Genomic DNA, 17,895 nt, shown 5'->3' on the forward strand with positions numbered 1-17,895 from the left:
GTCCCGACCGACAGGTCTCGATTTGACGGAGGTCCGCCATCGGACCTCCGCGGGAGGATCCCATGGATCTGCTGATCGACAAAGTCAGCCACGCCTATGGAGCGGTCGAAGTATTGCGCGACGTCTCGCTTGAGATTCCGCAAGGCCAGATCGTCTGCCTCGTGGGACCGTCCGGCTGCGGCAAGTCGACCTTGCTGCGCTTCCTGGGCGGTCTGGAAGTCCCGACCACCGGGGCCGTCCTCCAGGTCGGCGAGCCCGACAAGGATTCGCTCAACCCGCTCACCTATGTGTTCCAGCATTTCGCGCTGCTCCCCTGGCGCACCGTGGAAGGCAACATCCGGCTCGTCCTCGAAGACCATCGCCTCGGCCACGCCGAGATGGACCGTATCGTGACGGACGTGCTGGCGCGGACCCGCCTTTCCGACTTTCGCACGGCATTGCCCAAACAGCTCTCGGGCGGCATGAAACAGCGCGTTGCCATCGCTCGCGCCTTGTCGGTGCGTCCTGCCGTGATGCTGATGGACGAGCCTCTCTCTGCACTCGACAGCCAGACGCGCGAACTCCTGATGGACGATCTTGCTGCATTGTGGACCCGCCAACCCTTCACGGCCGTCTATGTCACGCACAACCTCGCCGAAGCGGTGCGTCTTGGCCATCGTATCGTCGTCCTGTCTCGGCGCCCGGGGCGAATCCGCGACATCGTCGATATCGACCTTCCACTGGATCGGCGGGCGCTCGGCGATCCCAAGCTCGAAGCCAAGCAGAAGCAGCTTTGGGAACTGATGCGCGAGGAAGCGGCCGCGGCCGACCAGGAACTGATCGATGTCTGATGCCGTGGTTCGTCCTGTAGAGTTCCGTGGGCGCGGCTTTGCCCCGCAACATGTCCGCGGTATCGGCCTTGCCGTCTTCATCGTCCTGATCGGCCTGGCCGAGATCGGGACCCGTTCCGGCTTCATATCCAGCCTGACGCTGCCGCGCCCTTCCGCGGTGCTGGAAACCCTGGTTCAGCTCTACCAGACCGGCCTTCTGTGGAAGCATCTGCTGCCCTCGCTGCAACGCCTTTTCGTTGGTGCCCTCATTGGCGTCGCCGCCGGCGTGTCGCTCGGCGTGATGATCGGCCTCTTCAGTCTTGCCCGCGCCGGCCTCGTGCCGCTCGTCGCCGCCTTGTTCCCGATCCCGAAGATCGCCTTGCTGCCGCTTTTCGTCATCTGGTTCGGCATCGACGAGGCGTCCAAATATGCGCTGATCGCCTTCGGCACGTTTACCCCCACCGTGGTGGCAACCTATGGTGCGGTCGACAATGTCGACAGAAGCCTGATCCGGATGGGGCAGAGCTTCGGGCTCTCCTGGTGGTCGATCGTGCGCAAGATCGTGCTGCCCGGCGCCTTTCCCGCGATCCTCTCGGGCCTGCGTGTGTCGATCTCGATCGCCATCATCCTTCTGGTGGCTGCCGAGATGCTCGGCGCCGAATTCGGAGTGGGCTCCTACATCCTCGAAGCGGGAGCCCTCTACGATCTCGAACGGCTGTTCGCGGGCGTGGCGATCCTCTCAATGATGGGACTTGTCATGAATTGGCTCATCGGCCTGGTCGAACACCGTTTCCTCGGCTGGCGCGGCTGACGCCGGCCCTGCGAAAAAGCGTGATGCTGCTGCCTCGCGTATGCGCGATCCGGTCAGAACTCCCGATGAACCCCTACCGGTGAAACTTCCGGTTCCTTGCCGCGCCGCCGTCATGGGTTCATGATCCCGGCGTGGGTGATGTTGCCCGCATTCAGATCTGGCGCCCGCATGCGGCGCTCCCGCGTCACGGCGCCGGAGGGAGGTGTGACGTGACGACGTACATCATGCTTGTCAACTGGACCGAGCAGGGCGTGAAGAATGTGCGCGAATCGCCGAAGCGGCTCGATGCGGCAAAGAAGCAGCTTTCGGAAATGGGCGGTTCGTTCAAGGAGTTCTATCTGACGATGGGCGATTGCGACATGGTGGCCGTCCTCGAGGCACCGGACGATGCCGTCATGGCGCGTTTCGTCCTGGCGCTTACTACGGCCGGAAACGTGCGTACCCGAACGTTGAAGGCGTTTCCGGAGGCCGCCTATCGCGAGATCATCAACTCGCTTGGCTGAGCGATCGCGGAAGGCGGCAGGCCACCTGCCGCCTTCTCCCTGGAACTACGCCTTCGAATTCGTCGACACGATGCCGGATCGAAACGGCTCGCGGTACCGTCGCCAGCCGACGGAGCGCAATTTCAACCCGACAAGGACGGCCGCTCGTCATGCGTCAGGCAATCGTCACCATCCAGACTTCCGGTCCCGGGCTCTATGAGTTCACGGACAAGGCGACCAGGTTTGTCGATGAAGCCGGCATGAGCGCGGGGCTGCTGACCCTCTTGGTGCGCCACACCTCATGCTCGCTGTTGATCCAGGAGAATGCGGATCCCGATGTGCGGAGCGACCTCGACCAGTTCTTCCGGCGGCTGGTGCCTCCAGCAGACGACCCTTCCATGGACTATCTCGTCCATCGGTTCGAGGGGCCTGACGACATGCCGGCCCATATCAAGGCGGCGTTGACCGCGGTTTCTCTTTCCATTCCGGTCATGGATGGAGGCCTGGCACTGGGAACCTGGCAAGGCATCTACCTGTTCGAACACCGCAGCGCGCCGCACCGGCGGGAAGTGGTGCTGCATCTCGCATGATCGACCATCGACGCCCGGCGCTTGCCGCGTGTCGATTCCGGCAACCTTGTTTCGTCGTGACATCGAAAGCTGTGGAATGCCACGCGGGCACCGCGGCCAACGAGCCATGTGGAGGAAACGGCAGTGCCGAGAAAAATCGTCGTCACGCAATACATGTCGCTGGACGGGGTGATCCAGGATCCGGTCGGTATGGAGGCATCGGGCCTCGGCGACTGGACCGGCCCCTTCGAGCGGGGCCCGGAAGGCGACCGCTTCAAGCACGACGAACTGTTCGGAAGCGAAGCGCTGCTTCTCGGTCGTACGACCTATGACAGTTTTGCCGCCGTCTGGCCGGCGGTCAAGGACGAGACCGGCTTTGCCGATCGCATCAATACCATGCCGAAATTCGTCGTTTCGAACTCACTCCACAAGGCCGAATGGGCCAATACCACGGTGCTGTCGGGCGACGTCGTCGCGAAGGTAAAGGAACTCAAGGAGATGCCGGGAGGCGATGTTCTCATTTATGGGAGCGCGGCGCTCGTTCATGCGCTGGCGCGGCAGGGTCTCGTCGACGCCTACAGCCTCATGATCTACCCGACGGTTCTCGGGCGCGGAAAGCGGCTGTTTCCCGACGGCGTCCAGTCGATGCTCGCGCTCGAGGATTGCAGGCGGCTCGGCTCGGGAATTGTGCTCCTGCGGTATCGGCAGGGAGAGGTGCCCTGACCCCAGGGCGAGTTTCGATCGCCACGCGTCGCAGCTCCGTCGAGCCAGATCTATCGTAAGATATATCTTGAAATCGGTCTGACATTGGTCCATTTAAGATATATCGTAAGAAACAACGTGAGGTTCATATGCACAGACATTCCCATGGTGGCAATCGCGCCTTCTGGTTCATGGCGGGGCGCGGCGGCCGCGGCTTCGGGCCGTTCGGTCACGGGTTCCGAGGCGGCGGCCGCGGCGGTCGCGGCGACATGTTCCGTACCGGACGCATGCTCGGCGACGGCGATCTCAGGCTGATCACGCTTGCTCTGCTCGACGAGGCGCCGCGCCACGGCTACGACATCATCAAGGCCCTGGAGGAACGATCCAGCGGTGCCTACAGCCCGAGCCCGGGCGTCGTCTATCCGACCCTGACCTTCCTTGAGGAGGCCGGTTTCGCGACCTCTGCCTCGGAAGGCAACAAGAAGGTCTTTTCGATCACCGATGAAGGACGCGACCATCTGGCGGAAAGCCGGGCGACGGTCGACCGTGTCCTCGACGAGATCGAACGTTTCGGCCGCAAGATGGCGCGCGCCCGCGAGTGGTTCGACTGGCAGGACGACGGGCATCGGCCCGATCCGCGCGAGCGCGAGATGCCGGAAGGCCTGCGACGCCTGCGCCATGTCCGGCGCCGGCTGCGGGCCGCGCTGGCGGAAGCGCTGGACGCAGGTCCTGAAAAGCGAACCGAGGCGCTCGAGATTCTTGAGCAGGCCGCCGACGCGCTCGAGGCTCTGTTTCGTCGCTGACGGTCCAGGCCGCCCGGGTGTCGTGAATCCGAAGCTCGCCTGAGATCAGACGACACCAGGCGGGGCAAACTCCGGCAGTCTTGCGGGAGCGCCGAAGGACCGTTACGAAGGCATCTTTCCCGGCCATGACGGCCGGGAAGCGTCACGGCTGGAGGTCGCCATGTCCTTCCTGAAACGCCTGTTTGGCCTGGGTTCGTCCGAAGACGAGCCCACTCCCTCCGCCGATGCTCCGGCCAAGGAGGTCGAGCACAAAGGGTTCCTCATCAAGGCGACGCCTTTCAAGGAGGGCGGCCAGTTCCAAACCTGCGGCGTGATCTCCAAGGAGGTCGGCGGTGTGCTCAAGGAGCACCGCTTCATCCGAGCCGACCGTTTCGCCGCGCTGGACGACGCGGTCGATGTCTCGATCCGCAAGGGGCAGCAGATGATCGACGAGCAGGGCGAGCGCCTGTTCGGCCAGTAGGCCGTTATCGCAGTGTCGCGGCGGGCAGGGGTATGAACAATCCGTGCCATGAGGCCGCGTCGATCGCCGACGACCAGGTCGCGGCAAGGAAGAGCACCGCCACCTTGCCGGCCGCTTCCCCCGGTGGATCGATGACGTCGGAAATCCATAGGCCGGCGTGGCAGGTTTCAGCCTGCATCGGCAAGGCGTAGGACGTCGCAGCGCGGCCGACATCCTTCACCTCCGGATAGGCCTGGGTCGCGATGACGTCGAATTCTATCGCCTTTTCCCGCATCGGCGGTGGCGTGTTGGCGCAGTCTGCGGGCTCGGCGTCGGGCTTCGCTTCAAGGGTGAAAGAAAGCTGCTGGTCGGGAATTGCGCTCGGCAATGTCGATTGCAATACGAAGACCAGCGGGGTGTCCTTCTTGTCGAGCGGAGAGCGCTGGGTCAAAGGCACACCCGCCAGTCTTCGGCCCGGAGTGCCGATCTCCAGCGCGGCCAGTCTCGATGCCGCCTGCTGCCGCACGAGGCGCCGCAGCCTGTCGATGTCGGGCAGGCCGTCGGGGGCGGCCAAATCGTCCGGTTCGACATCGAATCCGCCCACCTCGGCAGGATATTGTCCGTCGCGCTCTTCCGGCAGAACGCCGAACGGGAAACCTTCCGCCTGCCGATTGGTCTCGCGGTCCACGACGAAGATCACCGAACCGAGGGCATCGCTGGCGATGTCATAGCCATATTGCTCCCATGCGAAATATCGCCCGTCGGGCGAGAAGCCGAGAACTTCCATATCGGGAGCATCCGACTGCTCGCGCGGATGGGCGGGCAGGGCAAGCAGCAACAGGCCGGCGACGGCCGCCATCGATCTCCACATCGAGTCTTCTCCCAGCGGATCAGCGATCATGGCGGAGGCAATGGCAATTCGGCAAGGCCCGGCCAGAGCCGGATTTGGTGACTTCACAAGCGCAGCTGTTTATTCTATCACTAGAATATGAGCGATACGTTGACCAATGCCGAGTTCGCGATCCTGAGCCTTCTCGCCGAGGCGCCGCGCCATGGTTACGAGATCGAGCGCACCATTGAAGAACGTGGCATGCGCGACTGGACCGAGATCGGATTCTCCTCGATCTACTTCCTGCTGAAGAAACTCGAAAAGCGTGGCCTCGCCGAACGCACGGGCGGCAAGACAGCCAGCCCGCGCGAGCCGAAGACGTTCCGTCTGACGCAGGCCGGTCATGCCCTCCATGGCGAACGGACCAGGCGGGCGATCGCCGAGCCGGAGCGCCTCTATCCGGCGCTGCTTCTCGGCCTCGCCAATTGGCCCGTGCTTGGCTCCGAGGGCGGCGGGGCCGCGCTCGCCGCCCGCGCCGCAGCCCTCGACGATGCGGCGTCCCTCGTCGAGGAACGCTGCGCGGCGCAGGCCCCGCTGCCCGCCTTCGTCGAGGCGATATTCGACTACAGCCTGACGATGATCGCGGCGGAGCGGGCCTGGCTCGACCGCGCACGAAACACCCTGGAGGGGACGATGGAAAAGATCGATTTCCGCAAGCACCTCAAGACGCTCTATAACCCGCCGGCCGACCGCTTCGAGATCGTCGACGTGCCGCCGCTCACCTATTTCATGATCGACGGCAGCGGCGATCCGAACACCGCCCCGGCCTATGCGGAGGCCGTCGAGACGCTTTATGCGGCCTCCTACACGCTGAAGTTCATGAGCAAGGCCGTGCAGTCGCGCGACTATGTCGTGCCGCCGCTCGAGGGCCTGTGGTGGGCCGAGGACATGACCAGCTTCGTCACGCGGCAGAAGGAGAAGTGGTCATGGACCATGATGATCATGATCCCGGATTTCCTCGATCGTGCGACGGTGGAACGGGCCATGGAAGCGGCCGCGAAGAAGAAGGCGCTGCCTGTGCTCGGACGCTTGCGGGTCGAGCAACTGGAGGAAGGCAAGTCTGTCCAGATCATGCATGTCGGCCCCTACGACGCCGAAGGGCCGGTGCTCAAGCGGCTGCATGAAGAGTTCCTGCCCGCCAACGGATTGGCCGAGCGCGGCCGTCACCATGAGATCTATCTCGGCGACCCGCGCAAGACGGCACCCGACAAGCTCAAGACGGTGCTGCGCCAGCCGGTTCGGGAGCGTTGAGCCTCAGGGCTGCTCCGCGACGGTTTTCAGCTTGGCCAGGCCCTTGTCATAGTCGGCCCCGATCCAGCGATCGAACATCAGCCCGAACCAGCGTTGGGCGATGCCGTCGAGATTGCCCCGGAAGCCCCAGGTCACGCTGGTTCCGGTCGTCGAGGGGGCGAGATCCCACCAGGCCTGCGCCTTGCCCATCTGGCCGAAGTCGAGCTCGGAAGCGACATGCCGGGGCGGCTCGTATTCGGTGATCGTCTGGCTGCCGCTGCCGACATTCCTGTTGTCCGATGTCCAGCTCATCTTCTGGCCAATGCCGCTCGCCGGGCCCTCGTAGCTGTATTTCGTGTTCGGATCGAGTTCGTGCCAGGGCGAGAATTCCGGCAAACGCCTGAGGTCGGAGACGATCGCGAAGACCTTTTCAGGCGGAGCGGCGATCTCGATCGACCGCGTGACCACCGCCTGCGACGGCAGCAGGAAGGCGCCGCCGGCGATGATGATCGCGATGGTGACGATCAGATAGAACAGCAGCTTGAATGCGGTTCTCATCGATGCATCCTCCGGCAAGCGTTTCATGCACTCTGCTGCAATCTTGGTGCGAAAGCTCCGGTGGTCAACAACTTTGCCCCGGAAACATAAGGGGCGTGCAGCGGCGCCGTCACTCCAGCGCGAGCACTCCGTCGATCAGGGCGGCGAGGCCGGCCTTGTAACCTGCCGGTTCCGCGCCGGCGTCGATGGCGAGCGCGGCGCGGTCGAAGGCCGACGAAAGAAGACGGGTCAGAGCGTCGATCGGCAGCTGCTTCGACAGGTCGCCCGAGCGGACGGCGAAGATGAGACCCGCCTTGAGCGAGCGCGTGGCATGGCGGTCGTCGATCGCATCCATCTCCGTGCGGCCAAGCACGGCCGGTCCGTCGAGCAGCAGCAGGCGCGTGCGGCCGGGTTGCGCCATTGCGGCAAGGAAGGCCTCGCCGCCCTTCACCAAGGCATCGCGCGAGCCGAGCGTCTCCGGCGAGGCGTCCTCGATCTCCTTTTCGACGGCTTCTGCCTCGCGCTCCACGACGGCCTGGAACAGCCCCTTCTTGTCGGGAAAATGGTGATAGAGGGCGCCGCGCGTCAGACCCGCTTCCGCAACGATGTCGGGAGTCGCCGTCTCGGCATAGCCCTTTTCGATGAACAGGCGGCGCGCCGCTGCGATCAGTTCGGCGCGGGTCGTCTCGGTGCGCTCGCGATTGCTTCGTCTCGTCGTTTTCGTTTGCATACATGCAGCCTGTATGTTAGATAGAGAAACATGCAGACTGTATGTTGATCGACGGAGGAAGGGAAGCCATGAAGACGACGAGCTACTATCCCGTGCTGATGACAGGCGACGTTGCGGGCACGGCGGCATTCTACAAGGAGCATTTCAGTTTCGAGGCCCTGTTCGATAGCGACTGGTATGTGCATCTGCGCTCGACGGAGGACAAGAAGGTCAATCTCGGCATCGTGCAGGGCGATCATGAGACCATTCCGGAAGCCGGTCGTGGCCGGGCCTCGGGCCTGCTGATCAATTTCGAGGTGCGCGATCCCGACGCCGTCTATGAGCGGGCCAAGGCGGCCGGCCTGCGCATCCTGCTTTCGCTGCGCGACGAGCCTTTCGGCCAGCGCCACTTCATCACGGCCGACCCCAACGGCGTGCTGATCGACGTGATCAAGCCTATCCCGCCCAGCGCCGAGTTCGCCGCGCAATACCTCACCGAGGATGTCGGCTGAGGTTTCCTGACGAGAAAGGACAGGTGCGGCTCCATGAGTGCCGTGCCCGCATCCTCGCTGCAGAGCATCGACCTGTTGCGGCGCGCCCCCTTGAGGCGCTTGCTCCGGACCCCGATTGCCTCTGCATTTCGAGGTGCCGAAGCTCGAACCGGTCGTTGCGACCACGTCGCGCAAGCCGAGCGGCGCGAAGATCCGCGAGGCTGGACCCTTGCCTCATTGGGCGTGCTCCTGTAAGAAGCCGCCCATGAAGACGCGCCCGACCAATTCGGCTTCCCGTTCGTCCGCCTTCGCGGGCGAGACCCTGCGCGCCCTTTCCGCTACGCTTCTTCTTCTCGGCCTTATCGGCGATCGCCGGGCTCGTTGACGAGGAGCACCCGGCGATCGATGCCGGTCTGTGCTCCTTGCATCCACGACACAAAGCACGAATCCTGATAGAGGCGACGCTCCAGCCGAAGGCCGAGTGTCAGGCGAGCCGCCCGGAGACGAGACGATGAACGAACGAAGCGAAATCCGCGCCGCGGGCCGCATGACGCAGGCGGCAATCAAGTACCAGCCCTATCCCAAGGTCGGTCTCACCGACCGCACTTGGCCCGACAAGGTCATCGGGAAGGCGCCGATCTGGTGCTCCGTCGATCTGCGCGACGGCAACCAGGCATTGATCGATCCGATGGGGCACGAGCGCAAGGCGCGCATGTTCGCCCTGTTGCTCGACATGGGCTTCAAGGAGATCGAGGTCGGCTTCCCTTCGGCTTCCCAGACCGACTTCGACTTCGCCCGCTGGTGCATCGAACAGGGCAACGTGCCCGACGACGTCGACCTGCAGGTGCTGGTGCAATGTCGTCCCGAACTGATCACCCGCACCTTCGAGGCGCTCGAGGGCGCCAAGACCCCCATCGTGCATTTCTACAATTCGACCAGCGAGTTGCAGCGCCGGGTCGTGTTCGAGAAGGACGTGGCCGGTATCAAGGCGATCGCCACCGACGCGGCCAAGATGATCACCGACATGGCGGCCAGGGCCGGCGGCGGCTACCGCTTCCAATATTCGCCGGAGAGCTTCACCGGCACCGAGCTCGAAGTGGCGCTGGAGATCTGCAACGCGGTCACCGAGATCGTGAAGCCCACCCCGGACAACAAGCTCATCGTCAACCTGCCGTCGACTGTCGAGATGTCGACGCCCAACATCTATGCCGACCGCATCGAATGGATGATCCGCCATCTCGACAATCGCGAGAACCTGATCATCTCGCTGCATCCGCACAACGACCGCGGCACGGGCATCGCGACGACCGAACTGGGCCTGATGGCCGGCGCCGACCGCGTCGAGGGCACCCTGTTCGGCAATGGCGAGCGTACCGGCAATGTCGACATCGTGACACTGGCGCTCAACATGTACACGCAGGGCGTGGACCCCGATCTCGACTGTTCCGACATCAACCGGATGAAGGACGTCTACGAATATTCGAACCAGTTGCGGATTCCGGAGCGCCACCCCTATGTCGGCGAACTGGTCTATACGGCCTTTTCCGGTTCGCACCAGGACGCCATCAACAAGGGCATGAAGGCTCTGAAGAAGGCCAACACGTCGGTATGGGAAGTGCCCTATCTGCCGATCGACCCGCAGGATGTCGGCCGCAGCTACGAGGCGATCATCCGTATCAACTCGCAGTCGGGGAAGGGCGGCATCGCCTATGTGCTGCAGGCCGACTACGGTCTCAACCTGCCGCGCAACCTGCAGGTCGAGTTCAGCCAGGACATCCAGCAGATCACCGACGCTGAGGGCAAGGAAGTGCCGGCCAAGCGCATCCATGAACGATTCGTCGAGCAATATGTCGAGCAGCCCGACGCGCGGCTGAAGTTCGTAGACCACCAGACCTTCCCGGATACGGAGCGCAGGGGACTGCGGATCATCGAGGCGAAGATCATCGACAATGGCGTCGAGACGGTCGTGACCGGATCGGGAACGGGACCGGTCGACGGTTTCGTCGACGCGCTGTCGCGCCACATCGGGATTCCCCTGTCGGTGTTCGACTATTCCGAACACTCGATCCAGCGCGGTTCGAATGCGGCGGCGATCTGCTATATGGAGGTAGAGCATCCCGGCGGGCGGCTGTTCGGTGCGGGTATCAACACCAACATCGTCGCGGCCTCGCTCGAGGCCGTTGTTTCGGCCGCCAACCGCGTCCTTCGCTAGGGCAATTCCAGCAAGAGTGCGCAGCGGTTTAGCGCCCGGAATTGCGTAGCGGCAAAGAGTTGGAGCATTTCGGCGATTCGAAGAAAAGCGGAAATGCTCCAGTGCGCCGCGCGTCCTTTCAGACGTGCGAAGGAAGCCCTGCCAATGATAGCTTGCGCATCGTGCTTTCCGAAAATCGATCCTGATATTCGGGCCGACGCGCCGCCTTTCCCCCAGCTTCCTACACGTTTTCCGGGCCGCCCGCTGATTTAGCGGGCGGTCTTGGTTGTATCCCATCTGGTAGTCAAGCTATGATCGTCTCCTATTTCCGCGCGGATATCGAGGTTCCGACGCTTGCGATATGATACGCCTGCCGCCCCCGCAGTGCGCGAGACGCTGGAGCGAGTGCTTCGCAGCGAGACCTTCGGACGTTCCGAACGCGCCAGAGACCTTCTGCGTTACCTGATCGATCGCGAGCAGGCCGGCGAGGCCGAACGCCTCAAGGGTTTCACCATCGCCGTCGACGTGTTCGGCAAGGATGCGGAGTTCGATCCGTCGACCGATGCGGTCGTGCGCGTGCAGGCCGGCCGCCTGCGCGACCTCCTCGAACAGTACTACGCGTCGGAGGGTGCGGGCGATCCGTTGCGTGTGATCATCCCGCGCGGCAGCTATGTCCCGGCCTATCGCTACATAGCTGCTCAGGCGGGGCCGCTGTCGAACGAGACCGGGCCGGCGGATGCGTCGCCCGCCCCGGGTCCGGTGGCCGCCGAGCCGGAGGCGGCGTCGGCTGTGCCGCCGCTCGAACCCGTCCACGATCAGCCGACATTCCCGGTTCCGGCGCTTTCGCCGCAACTGGCCAAACAGGTCCGTTTGTTCTGGATGGCGATGGGCGCCGTCATTGCCATGCTTGGCTTCGTGGTTGTGCGCATGGCACTGCCGTTGCATGTTCCCGTGGAAACTGGGTCTGCTACGCCCGAAAGCCCTTTGTCGACGGCCAGCATAACGGCCGCCTATCCGCCGGAGACCCTGCCATCCGCGCATATTTCGGCAAACACCTCGGACCCGGAGGCGATCAAGCTGGCCCTGACGCTCCGATCGGCGTTGTCAGGCTTCGATACGATCGACTTGATCGCGCGGGACCATGGCGCCGCCGGCGGCAGGGCGGATGAATCCATGGATTTCATCTTCAGCCTGGTCTCGCTGCCGTCAGGCGGATCGGTCGTCGTGGAGCTTCAGCATGCAGCCAGCGGCACCGTCCTGATGTCCCGCCAGTTCTCGCCCTCCACCAGCGGTCGCGAGGAGCTCGACGATCAGATTGCCGACATGATGAGCGCGGCCGTGCCCGTGTCGGGCGTCATCTACGGCTTCATCGAGCAGAAGAGACTGCAGTCCGGCCTCACCGAGTGCCTTTTGCTCAACGACGACTACTATCTCGACCAGACGCCGGCTCGCCACCGCGGCGCGTTCGATTGCTTCAAACGGCTGCTCGACGAGGGCGTCAAATCGCCCCTGATCTATTCTGAGATGGCGGCGCTCGAACTGGAAACGATCACTGACGGATACGGCTATCCGCCCGAGGCAACGCTCGAAAGGGGCATGGACCTCGCCTATCGCGGCGTGCTCGCTGGCCCGACCAGCCCCTATGCGCACCGCGCCTATGGTTACCTCAACGGCCGCAGCGGCAATGCGGCCGAATCGATCCGTTGGATGCGCAAGGCCTATGAACTCAACACCTACGATCTGAGCATGGCTGCGGCCTATGGCTACGCGCTGATCTTCTCCGGCGACTACGCGACCGGTGGCCCGATCATGAAGCGGGCGGTGGAAGCGTCGAGCTCGCATCCGAGCTGGTGGGACTATGCGCTGTTCCTCGGCGAGTTCATGCTGGGCGATATGGAACGGGCAGCGCGTGCCACCGAGGTGCTCCTGTCGACCAGGAAATCGCACTATCTGGCCGCACGTATCATCGTCGCGCAGCAATCGGGCCAGGTGGCGCAGGTCGCAGCGATGCGCCAGGAACTCGCCGAGAACTATCCCGATTTCGCGAAGAACCCGCGTGCGGCGTTCGAGAAGGCGAACTATCCGGCGAATATGACGGAAAAGCTGATCGAGGCGCTACGCTCGGCGGGTCTGGACAGCGCGAACTGAACCGGCCAGAGATAGTCCATGGCGCATGCCCCTTTCCGAAGTCGCCACACTTTCGGGACAATGACATGCGTGGTTTGGCGGGGGAGATGCACATGGATCAGCTTTTCGCGCGGGAAGCTGGCACGGGCGCCGAGACGGTCGTTCTGCTTCACGGCTTCGCCGGCACGCATCGGGTATGGGCCGAGGTGCAGGACAGGCTGGCGGCCCAGGCGCGTGTGATCGCCTACGACCTGCCCGGACACGCCGCATCGCTCGGCTGGCCTGGCGCCGGGCCCGTCAAGGCCGCGGTGCGCGCCGTGCTGGAAGACCTGTCGCGGCGGGGCATAGAGCGTGCTCATCTGGCGGGACATTCCATGGGCGGCGCGATCTCTACCCTGGTTGCCCTGGCGGAGCCGGCGCGGGTCGCATCGCTCTGCCTCTTCGCGCCCGGCGGCTTCGGTCCGGAGATCAACCGGCGCCTGCTGTTCCATCTCGCCTCTGCGCGCAGCGAGGCCGAGCTGCGGGACGCCCTCGACGCCATGTGCGGCTTCGAGGGCAGCACGTCCGAGGCCTCGGTGCATGCCGCCGCAGCGATGCGGGCTATCCCCGGGCAGATCGAGAAGCTGATCGAGATCGCCGGCATCATCGCCGGGCGCGGAAGGCAAGGGGCGATACCGCGCGACGCGCTTGCCGGCCTGACCATGCCTGTGGCGGTCGCCTGGGGCGCGCTCGATCCCGTACTGCCGTTCCACCAGACCAATGACCTGCCGCCGCTTTTTGCCCTGCACCGGCTTCCCGGCGCCGGGCATATGCTGATCGAGGAGGCTCCCGATCTCGTCACCGAGCTGATCCGTCGTCAGCTTCGCTGAACGTCGAGATCCGGCCGCGGCGGATCGCCCTCACGTCGGCGCTGCGGGCTGTCGCATCGGAAAGCACGATGCGCAGCTTCGAAGTGGCAGAGGGCGAATGGACGCGCAGGGCTCCAGCGGAGCTTTCCGTCCGGTGCGAGAAACACTATGTTAACCCTTCACCAGATCAGCCGCGAGGTTGGGGCGAATGAGTGAAGCAGGCGAAAAGGCGACAGTCGCCGACAAAGGGCGGAGGCTCTCCGACGCCATCCGCGAGGTGAAGAACGCAGCCGCCGATTGCGAAGACGTCGTCGTCGAAATGCGGGAGGCTCAGCGCACGCGGCTCGAACTGCTCGCCGCGGAACTGCATCCGGTCTTCGCCGACGTGCCGGCCGACGTCGAGACCTTCGATTTCGTGATCTCCTCGGGCTTGCAGCCGCGGCTGTGGATCGACGCGGTCAGCCATGTCGCCATGGGGCGTGACCGCCGCACCTATCGCTTCGTGAGGGATACGCGGCTCGGCCGGGTCGTGCTCGCCGAATCGACCGACATGAAGCCCGTCGCGGACAAGGTCACGCATTATATCGCGGAGCGTTTGGTCGAACGCCAGCGCATGATGGAAGGCGGCGTCGAGCCGGTACTCGTCGCGGCTTCCGACGAAACCGGCGTCGCGCCGGAAGCTGCGCCCGGGAGCTCGAAACGCGTGGGCTTCGGCTCGGGTCTCCTCGCAGTGCTCGCGGGCATCCTGGCCGGTCTGGTCGTTGCCGCCCTTCTGTTCAGGGACAGGCTCGCGGCGTTCTGGCCAGACTTTTGAGCGAAGCTCAGTTTTCGGTGAGACCGACCGATTCGGTCGCCTCATGCGGGGCGGGATAGAGATCGACCGCCGACAGTTCCGAGGGGGGCAGGGCCATCCCGGTCAAGCCGCGCCGGACAAGCCTGACCGACCATCTCTCCGGTTTGCCCGATATTTCGAGAATATTGAACTGCGCGGCCGGATGGATGCCGCCTGGAGCCTGGCCCGCCGCGGCCACGCCGATGACCGGTACCTCACGCTCGCCCGGCCCGACGATCGCTCCGGTTGAGGGCAGGTGGGAATGGCCGTGCAGCACCAGTTCGGCACCGTGTCGGCGGATGACGTTCTGGAACCGGCGGATGCCGAAAAGGCGCTTGTACTGGGAGACCGCGCCCCTGAGCGGGGGGTGATGGATCATGACGACGCGGAACAGGCCGCGTCCGGCCGCATGGTCGAGCAGCTTGGCCAGCCTGTGCGCCTGACCCTCGCCGAAGAATCCGTTGGCCATGAACGGTGCCGTCGCGCGCGCCGAACTGACGCCGATCAATGCCACGTCGCCACGCACCCGCATATAGGGAAAAGCCCGCCGATCGGCCGGAATGGCCTCGCCGTCGCCGGTCATCCAGGGTCCCCAGGCTCGGCAAACCTTGTCAAGCGCACCAGGCACATAGGCGTCGTGGTTGCCGGGAACCACGGAGACGTGCTCCGGATCTCCGAGTGTGGTCAGCCACTGCCGCGCCATGTCGATCTCGATGTCGAGCGCCAGGTTGACGAGGTCGCCGGTGACGGCGATGTGGTCGGGCTCGGCCGCCTTCATGTCGGCTACGATCGAATCGATCACGCTGTCGTGGAGGAAGCGGCGGCGGTTGCGGTGCCAGTTGACATAGCCCAGCGCTCTCTTGGAGACCAGCTGGTGATATTCTACATCGGGTAGCGGCCCCAGATGGACGTCGGAAAGATGCGCAAGCCTGAACATCGCTCCTCTTTAGAGCAGGACCGGTCGGAGTTGAACCGGCTGCCTGGCGCATGAGCGGGGACGACGACGAGGCGCGCTTCCGCCAGACCGGCTGGCCCGGCCTGAGGGCAAGGCTTTTCCATCTCTATTTTGTGTTGAGGCGGCCGATGACTCTCGGGACGCGCGGACTCGTCCACGACGCCGCCTCCAATTCGGTCTTCCTGATCCGTCACACCTATGTGCCCGGCTGGCAATTGCCGGGCGGCGGCGTCGAGGTCGGCGAGACGGCGGAGGAGGCGCTGGTACGTGAGCTTTCGGAGGAGGGAAATATAGAACTGCTGGGACCGCCGCTGATCCGTTCGCTCCATTTCAATGCCCGCTCCAGCCGGCGTGATCACGTCGCCTTCTATCTGGTCTCGGCCTTCCGGCAGACAAGCCCACGTTTGCCCGATGCCGAGATCGCCGAGGCCCGCTTCTTTCCCCTCGACGCCCTCCCTGATACCACCACCCCTGCGACGCTGCGCCGGATCCGGGAAGTGTTCGAAGGCGCAGAGGTGTCGAAGTACTGGTGAGCCGGCTGCGACTAAGCAGATTCCGGAAAAGTGTGCCACGGTTTTCCGACAAGAATCTGCGACAAAACAAAGGCCTAAGCAAACCATTCGTTGGCTTGCCAAGGAATGTCTGCTTAGGCAGCCTTTCTGAACCGGGCTCGATCATGCGGCGCCGAATAGTCGATTGCGGGGCCCTTGGGGATGATCCGGGTCGGATTGATCGTTTCGTGGCTGCCGTAATAGTGCTTCTTGATCTGCTCGATGTCTACCGTCCCGGCGACGCCCGGCACCTGGTAGAGGTCGCGCAGATAATTCGACAGGTTCGGATAGTCGGCGATGCGGCGCAGATTGCATTTGAAGTGGCCGACATAGACCGGGTCGAAGCGCGCCAGGGTGGTGAACAGGCGCCAGTCGGCCTCGGTGATCCGTTCGCCGGTCAGGTAGCGCCGGCGCGACAAGCGCTCCTCCAGCATGTCGAGCGCGGCGAACAACTCGTCATGGGCTTCTTCGTAAGCTTCCTGGGTGGTCGCGAAGCCTGCCCGGTAGACGCCGTTGTTGACGGCTGGATAGATCATCTCGTTCAGGGCATCGATTTCGCCGCGCAGGGCTTCGGGATAAAAATCGACTGCGGCGTCGCCCCAGGCGTCGAACGCCGAGTTCAGCATGCGGATGATCTCGGCCGATTCGTTGGAGACGATCGTCCCCAGTTTCTTGTCCCACAGCACGGGCACGGTGACCCGCCCCGAATAATGCGGGTCGGCCCTGGTATAGATGTCGCGCAGGAACGGCAGGCTGTAGAGATGGTCTCCTGTTCCGCCGTCCTCGGCAAGGAAGGTCCAGCCATCCTTGCCGAGGAAGTGATGGACGACTGAGACGGAGATGATCTCCTCCAGCTTCTTCAATCTACGCAGGATCAGCGTGCGATGGGCCCAGGGGCAGGCGAGCGAGACATAGAGATGATATCGACCGGGCTCCGCCGTGAAGCCGCCTCTGCCGCTCGGTCCCGGTGTGCCGTCACGGGTCACCCAGTTGCGGAACTGCGATTGCGAGCGCTCGAATTTCCCGCCGGTCTCCTTCGTCGAGTACCAGACGTCATGCCATTTCCCGTCGACCAGCAGTCCCATCGTCTCGTCCTTCTCCGTCTTCCCGCCTGATTTAGGGAGCGCGTCGCGACAGGCCAATGCCTGTCTGTGGACGGAGCGTCAAATGCCCGGATGCATTTTGTTTCGCGTAACCCCATGGACGTTGTCAAAAAATGATGCTAGCGGGGCTCACCATGTCACCTCTCTTCATGATCCGGATCGAACGACGACGAATTGGCGCCAGCGCTTAAGCCGCTGACCATATAGCCGCGCCTTGCGGCAATCCAATTCGTGATCGACCGGACGAGAAGACCATGACTGCCGACGACGTGACGTATCTGCCGGAAGCCCCGGCTCATGACCTCGAAATCGAAGCCATCAACGAGGAAGCCTTCGGGCCCGGACGTTTTGTGCGCGCGGCCCACAAGATCCGCGAACGCGGCCCGCATGAGCGCGCACTCTCTTTCGTCGCCGTGCATGACGGGGCCGTGATCGCCTCGGTGCGTATGACGCGCGTGGCGGCCGGAGAGGGCAGGGCGCTGATGCTGGGACCGCTCGCGGTGAAACCGGCCTACAAGAACATCGGCATCGGCCGCCGTCTGGTGAAGATTGCGCTGGAGGCGGCCGAAGCGTGGGGCGCTCCCGCCGTCATGCTCGTCGGCGACGAGCCTTATTACGGTCCGCTCGGCTTCAAGCGCATACCCCGGGGGCAGATTTCCATGCCGCGGCCGGTGGATCTGGGCAGGCTGCTCGCGGTCGAGATCCAGCCCGGCGCGGTCGCCGCGCTGACCGGCATGGTCGACCACGAAGACCAGATGAAAGTAGTGGCGTAGAGCCCCGATCCTGCTCAAAGGACGCTTGGGGCGGGTACAGCGCT

Annotated in this window: 20 protein-coding genes; 15 read left to right on the top strand and 5 right to left on the bottom strand. The window is 64.0% G+C overall.

Annotation, left to right across the window (positions count from 1 at the left end):
• The first annotated feature begins 62 nt into the window (after positions 1-62).
• From JN280_RS16580 to JN280_RS16610, 7 genes are all read left to right on the top strand, one after another.
• A complete protein-coding gene (locus tag JN280_RS16580) occupies positions 63-830 on the top strand; it encodes an ABC transporter ATP-binding protein (RefSeq protein WP_202313626.1) in 768 nt (255 codons plus the stop codon).
• The gene (locus JN280_RS16585; RefSeq protein ID WP_202313628.1) at positions 823-1,620 is read left to right on the top strand and encodes an ABC transporter permease; all 798 of its coding nucleotides are present in this window, start codon (positions 823-825) and stop codon (positions 1,618-1,620) included. The genes JN280_RS16580 and JN280_RS16585 overlap by 8 nt, the downstream gene beginning before the upstream one ends.
• Positions 1,621-1,829: 209 nt before the next feature.
• Positions 1,830-2,123: a GYD domain-containing protein gene (locus tag JN280_RS16590; protein WP_202313630.1), complete on the top strand. Its 294-nt coding sequence runs from the start codon at positions 1,830-1,832 to the stop codon at positions 2,121-2,123.
• Positions 2,124-2,272: 149 nt separating this feature from the next.
• On the top strand, positions 2,273-2,692 hold the full coding sequence (locus JN280_RS16595) for a secondary thiamine-phosphate synthase enzyme YjbQ (protein WP_202313632.1): 420 nt from the start codon (positions 2,273-2,275) through the stop codon (positions 2,690-2,692).
• 123 nt (positions 2,693-2,815) lie between these two features.
• Positions 2,816-3,394: a dihydrofolate reductase family protein gene (locus JN280_RS16600; RefSeq protein ID WP_202313633.1), complete on the top strand. Its 579-nt coding sequence runs from the start codon at positions 2,816-2,818 to the stop codon at positions 3,392-3,394.
• 128 nt (positions 3,395-3,522) lie between these two features.
• Positions 3,523-4,176 carry a PadR family transcriptional regulator gene (locus tag JN280_RS16605; protein ID WP_202313634.1) on the top strand — a complete coding sequence of 218 codons (654 nt, stop codon included), beginning with the start codon at positions 3,523-3,525 and terminating at the stop codon, positions 4,174-4,176.
• A gap of 160 nt (positions 4,177-4,336) precedes the next feature.
• Positions 4,337-4,636, top strand: a complete 300-nt coding sequence (locus JN280_RS16610; RefSeq protein ID WP_202313635.1) for an HlyU family transcriptional regulator — start codon at positions 4,337-4,339, stop codon at positions 4,634-4,636.
• Between the two features lie 4 nt (positions 4,637-4,640).
• Here JN280_RS16610 and JN280_RS16615 read toward each other — a convergent pair whose 3' ends face one another.
• A complete protein-coding gene (locus JN280_RS16615; protein WP_202313636.1) occupies positions 4,641-5,486 on the bottom strand; it encodes a hypothetical protein in 846 nt (281 codons plus the stop codon).
• 117 nt (positions 5,487-5,603) lie between these two features.
• Between JN280_RS16615 and JN280_RS16620 the strand changes: the two genes are divergently transcribed.
• Positions 5,604-6,755 (top strand): GyrI-like domain-containing protein, encoded by a 1,152-nt coding sequence (locus JN280_RS16620; RefSeq protein WP_202313637.1) that lies wholly within the window; start codon positions 5,604-5,606, stop codon positions 6,753-6,755.
• A gap of 3 nt (positions 6,756-6,758) precedes the next feature.
• On the opposite strand, the gene JN280_RS16625 is transcribed toward JN280_RS16620, so the two are convergent.
• Positions 6,759-7,292, bottom strand: a complete 534-nt coding sequence (locus JN280_RS16625) for an SRPBCC family protein (protein WP_202313638.1) — start codon at positions 7,290-7,292, stop codon at positions 6,759-6,761.
• A gap of 109 nt (positions 7,293-7,401) precedes the next feature.
• Positions 7,402-8,001 (bottom strand): TetR/AcrR family transcriptional regulator, encoded by a 600-nt coding sequence (locus tag JN280_RS16630; RefSeq protein WP_202313639.1) that lies wholly within the window; start codon positions 7,999-8,001, stop codon positions 7,402-7,404.
• Positions 8,002-8,069: 68 nt separating this feature from the next.
• Here JN280_RS16630 and JN280_RS16635 point away from each other — a divergent pair, with 68 nt between their 5' ends.
• The 5 genes from JN280_RS16635 (at position 8,070) to JN280_RS16655 (ending at position 14,451) form a co-directional block, all read left to right on the top strand.
• Positions 8,070-8,492, top strand: coding sequence for a VOC family protein (locus JN280_RS16635; protein WP_202313640.1), 423 nt, complete (start codon positions 8,070-8,072; stop codon positions 8,490-8,492).
• 490 nt (positions 8,493-8,982) lie between these two features.
• A complete protein-coding gene (leuA, locus tag JN280_RS16640) occupies positions 8,983-10,683 on the top strand; it encodes a 2-isopropylmalate synthase (RefSeq protein ID WP_244743357.1) in 1,701 nt (566 codons plus the stop codon).
• A 333-nt stretch (positions 10,684-11,016) separates the two neighbouring features.
• Complete coding sequence (locus tag JN280_RS16645) at positions 11,017-12,810, top strand: tetratricopeptide repeat protein (RefSeq protein ID WP_202313641.1); 1,794 nt, start codon at positions 11,017-11,019, stop codon at positions 12,808-12,810.
• A 92-nt stretch (positions 12,811-12,902) separates the two neighbouring features.
• Complete coding sequence (locus JN280_RS16650) at positions 12,903-13,658, top strand: alpha/beta fold hydrolase (RefSeq protein ID WP_202313643.1); 756 nt, start codon at positions 12,903-12,905, stop codon at positions 13,656-13,658.
• A 187-nt stretch (positions 13,659-13,845) separates the two neighbouring features.
• On the top strand, positions 13,846-14,451 hold the full coding sequence (locus JN280_RS16655) for a hypothetical protein (protein ID WP_202313645.1): 606 nt from the start codon (positions 13,846-13,848) through the stop codon (positions 14,449-14,451).
• A 7-nt stretch (positions 14,452-14,458) separates the two neighbouring features.
• On the opposite strand, the gene JN280_RS16660 is transcribed toward JN280_RS16655, so the two are convergent.
• Positions 14,459-15,406: a metallophosphoesterase family protein gene (locus JN280_RS16660; protein ID WP_202313647.1), complete on the bottom strand. Its 948-nt coding sequence runs from the start codon at positions 15,404-15,406 to the stop codon at positions 14,459-14,461.
• A gap of 50 nt (positions 15,407-15,456) precedes the next feature.
• Here JN280_RS16660 and JN280_RS16665 point away from each other — a divergent pair, with 50 nt between their 5' ends.
• The gene (locus JN280_RS16665) at positions 15,457-15,957 is read left to right on the top strand and encodes an NUDIX domain-containing protein (protein WP_202313649.1); all 501 of its coding nucleotides are present in this window, start codon (positions 15,457-15,459) and stop codon (positions 15,955-15,957) included.
• Between the two features lie 113 nt (positions 15,958-16,070).
• Here JN280_RS16665 and JN280_RS16670 read toward each other — a convergent pair whose 3' ends face one another.
• Positions 16,071-17,060 carry a glutathione S-transferase family protein gene (locus tag JN280_RS16670; protein ID WP_202313651.1) on the bottom strand — a complete coding sequence of 330 codons (990 nt, stop codon included), beginning with the start codon at positions 17,058-17,060 and terminating at the stop codon, positions 16,071-16,073.
• 272 nt (positions 17,061-17,332) lie between these two features.
• Here JN280_RS16670 and JN280_RS16675 point away from each other — a divergent pair, with 272 nt between their 5' ends.
• Positions 17,333-17,851: a GNAT family N-acetyltransferase gene (locus JN280_RS16675; protein ID WP_202313653.1), complete on the top strand. Its 519-nt coding sequence runs from the start codon at positions 17,333-17,335 to the stop codon at positions 17,849-17,851.
• Positions 17,852-17,895: the final 44 nt, after the last annotated feature.

This window comes from Mesorhizobium sp. L-8-10 (assembly GCF_016756635.1).
Classification (GTDB): Bacteria; Pseudomonadota; Alphaproteobacteria; order Rhizobiales; family Rhizobiaceae.

Bases quoted from the DNA above. Each gene is read 5' to 3' on its own strand.
- JN280_RS16605 (WP_202313634.1), top strand. From the start codon at position 3,523: ATGCACAGACATTCCCATGGTGGCAATCGCGCCTTCTGGTTCATGGCG.
- JN280_RS16620 (WP_202313637.1), top strand. From the start codon at position 5,604: ATGAGCGATACGTTGACCAATGCCGAGTTCGCGATCCTGAGCCTTCTC.
- JN280_RS16615 (WP_202313636.1), bottom strand. From the start codon at position 5,486: ATGTGGAGATCGATGGCGGCCGTCGCCGGCCTGTTGCTGCTTGCCCTG.
- JN280_RS16650 (WP_202313643.1), top strand. From the start codon at position 12,903: ATGGATCAGCTTTTCGCGCGGGAAGCTGGCACGGGCGCCGAGACGGTC.
- JN280_RS16670 (WP_202313651.1), bottom strand. From the start codon at position 17,060: ATGGGACTGCTGGTCGACGGGAAATGGCATGACGTCTGGTACTCGACG.
- JN280_RS16675 (WP_202313653.1), top strand. From the start codon at position 17,333: ATGACTGCCGACGACGTGACGTATCTGCCGGAAGCCCCGGCTCATGAC.
- leuA (WP_244743357.1), top strand. From the start codon at position 8,983: ATGAACGAACGAAGCGAAATCCGCGCCGCGGGCCGCATGACGCAGGCG.
- JN280_RS16630 (WP_202313639.1), bottom strand. From the start codon at position 8,001: ATGCAAACGAAAACGACGAGACGAAGCAATCGCGAGCGCACCGAGACG.
- JN280_RS16665 (WP_202313649.1), top strand. From the start codon at position 15,457: ATGAGCGGGGACGACGACGAGGCGCGCTTCCGCCAGACCGGCTGGCCC.
- JN280_RS16585 (WP_202313628.1), top strand. From the start codon at position 823: ATGTCTGATGCCGTGGTTCGTCCTGTAGAGTTCCGTGGGCGCGGCTTT.
- JN280_RS16595 (WP_202313632.1), top strand. From the start codon at position 2,273: ATGCGTCAGGCAATCGTCACCATCCAGACTTCCGGTCCCGGGCTCTAT.
- JN280_RS16610 (WP_202313635.1), top strand. From the start codon at position 4,337: ATGTCCTTCCTGAAACGCCTGTTTGGCCTGGGTTCGTCCGAAGACGAG.
- JN280_RS16655 (WP_202313645.1), top strand. From the start codon at position 13,846: ATGAGTGAAGCAGGCGAAAAGGCGACAGTCGCCGACAAAGGGCGGAGG.
- JN280_RS16625 (WP_202313638.1), bottom strand. From the start codon at position 7,292: ATGAGAACCGCATTCAAGCTGCTGTTCTATCTGATCGTCACCATCGCG.
- JN280_RS16580 (WP_202313626.1), top strand. From the start codon at position 63: ATGGATCTGCTGATCGACAAAGTCAGCCACGCCTATGGAGCGGTCGAA.
- JN280_RS16635 (WP_202313640.1), top strand. From the start codon at position 8,070: ATGAAGACGACGAGCTACTATCCCGTGCTGATGACAGGCGACGTTGCG.
- JN280_RS16660 (WP_202313647.1), bottom strand. From the start codon at position 15,406: ATGTTCAGGCTTGCGCATCTTTCCGACGTCCATCTGGGGCCGCTACCC.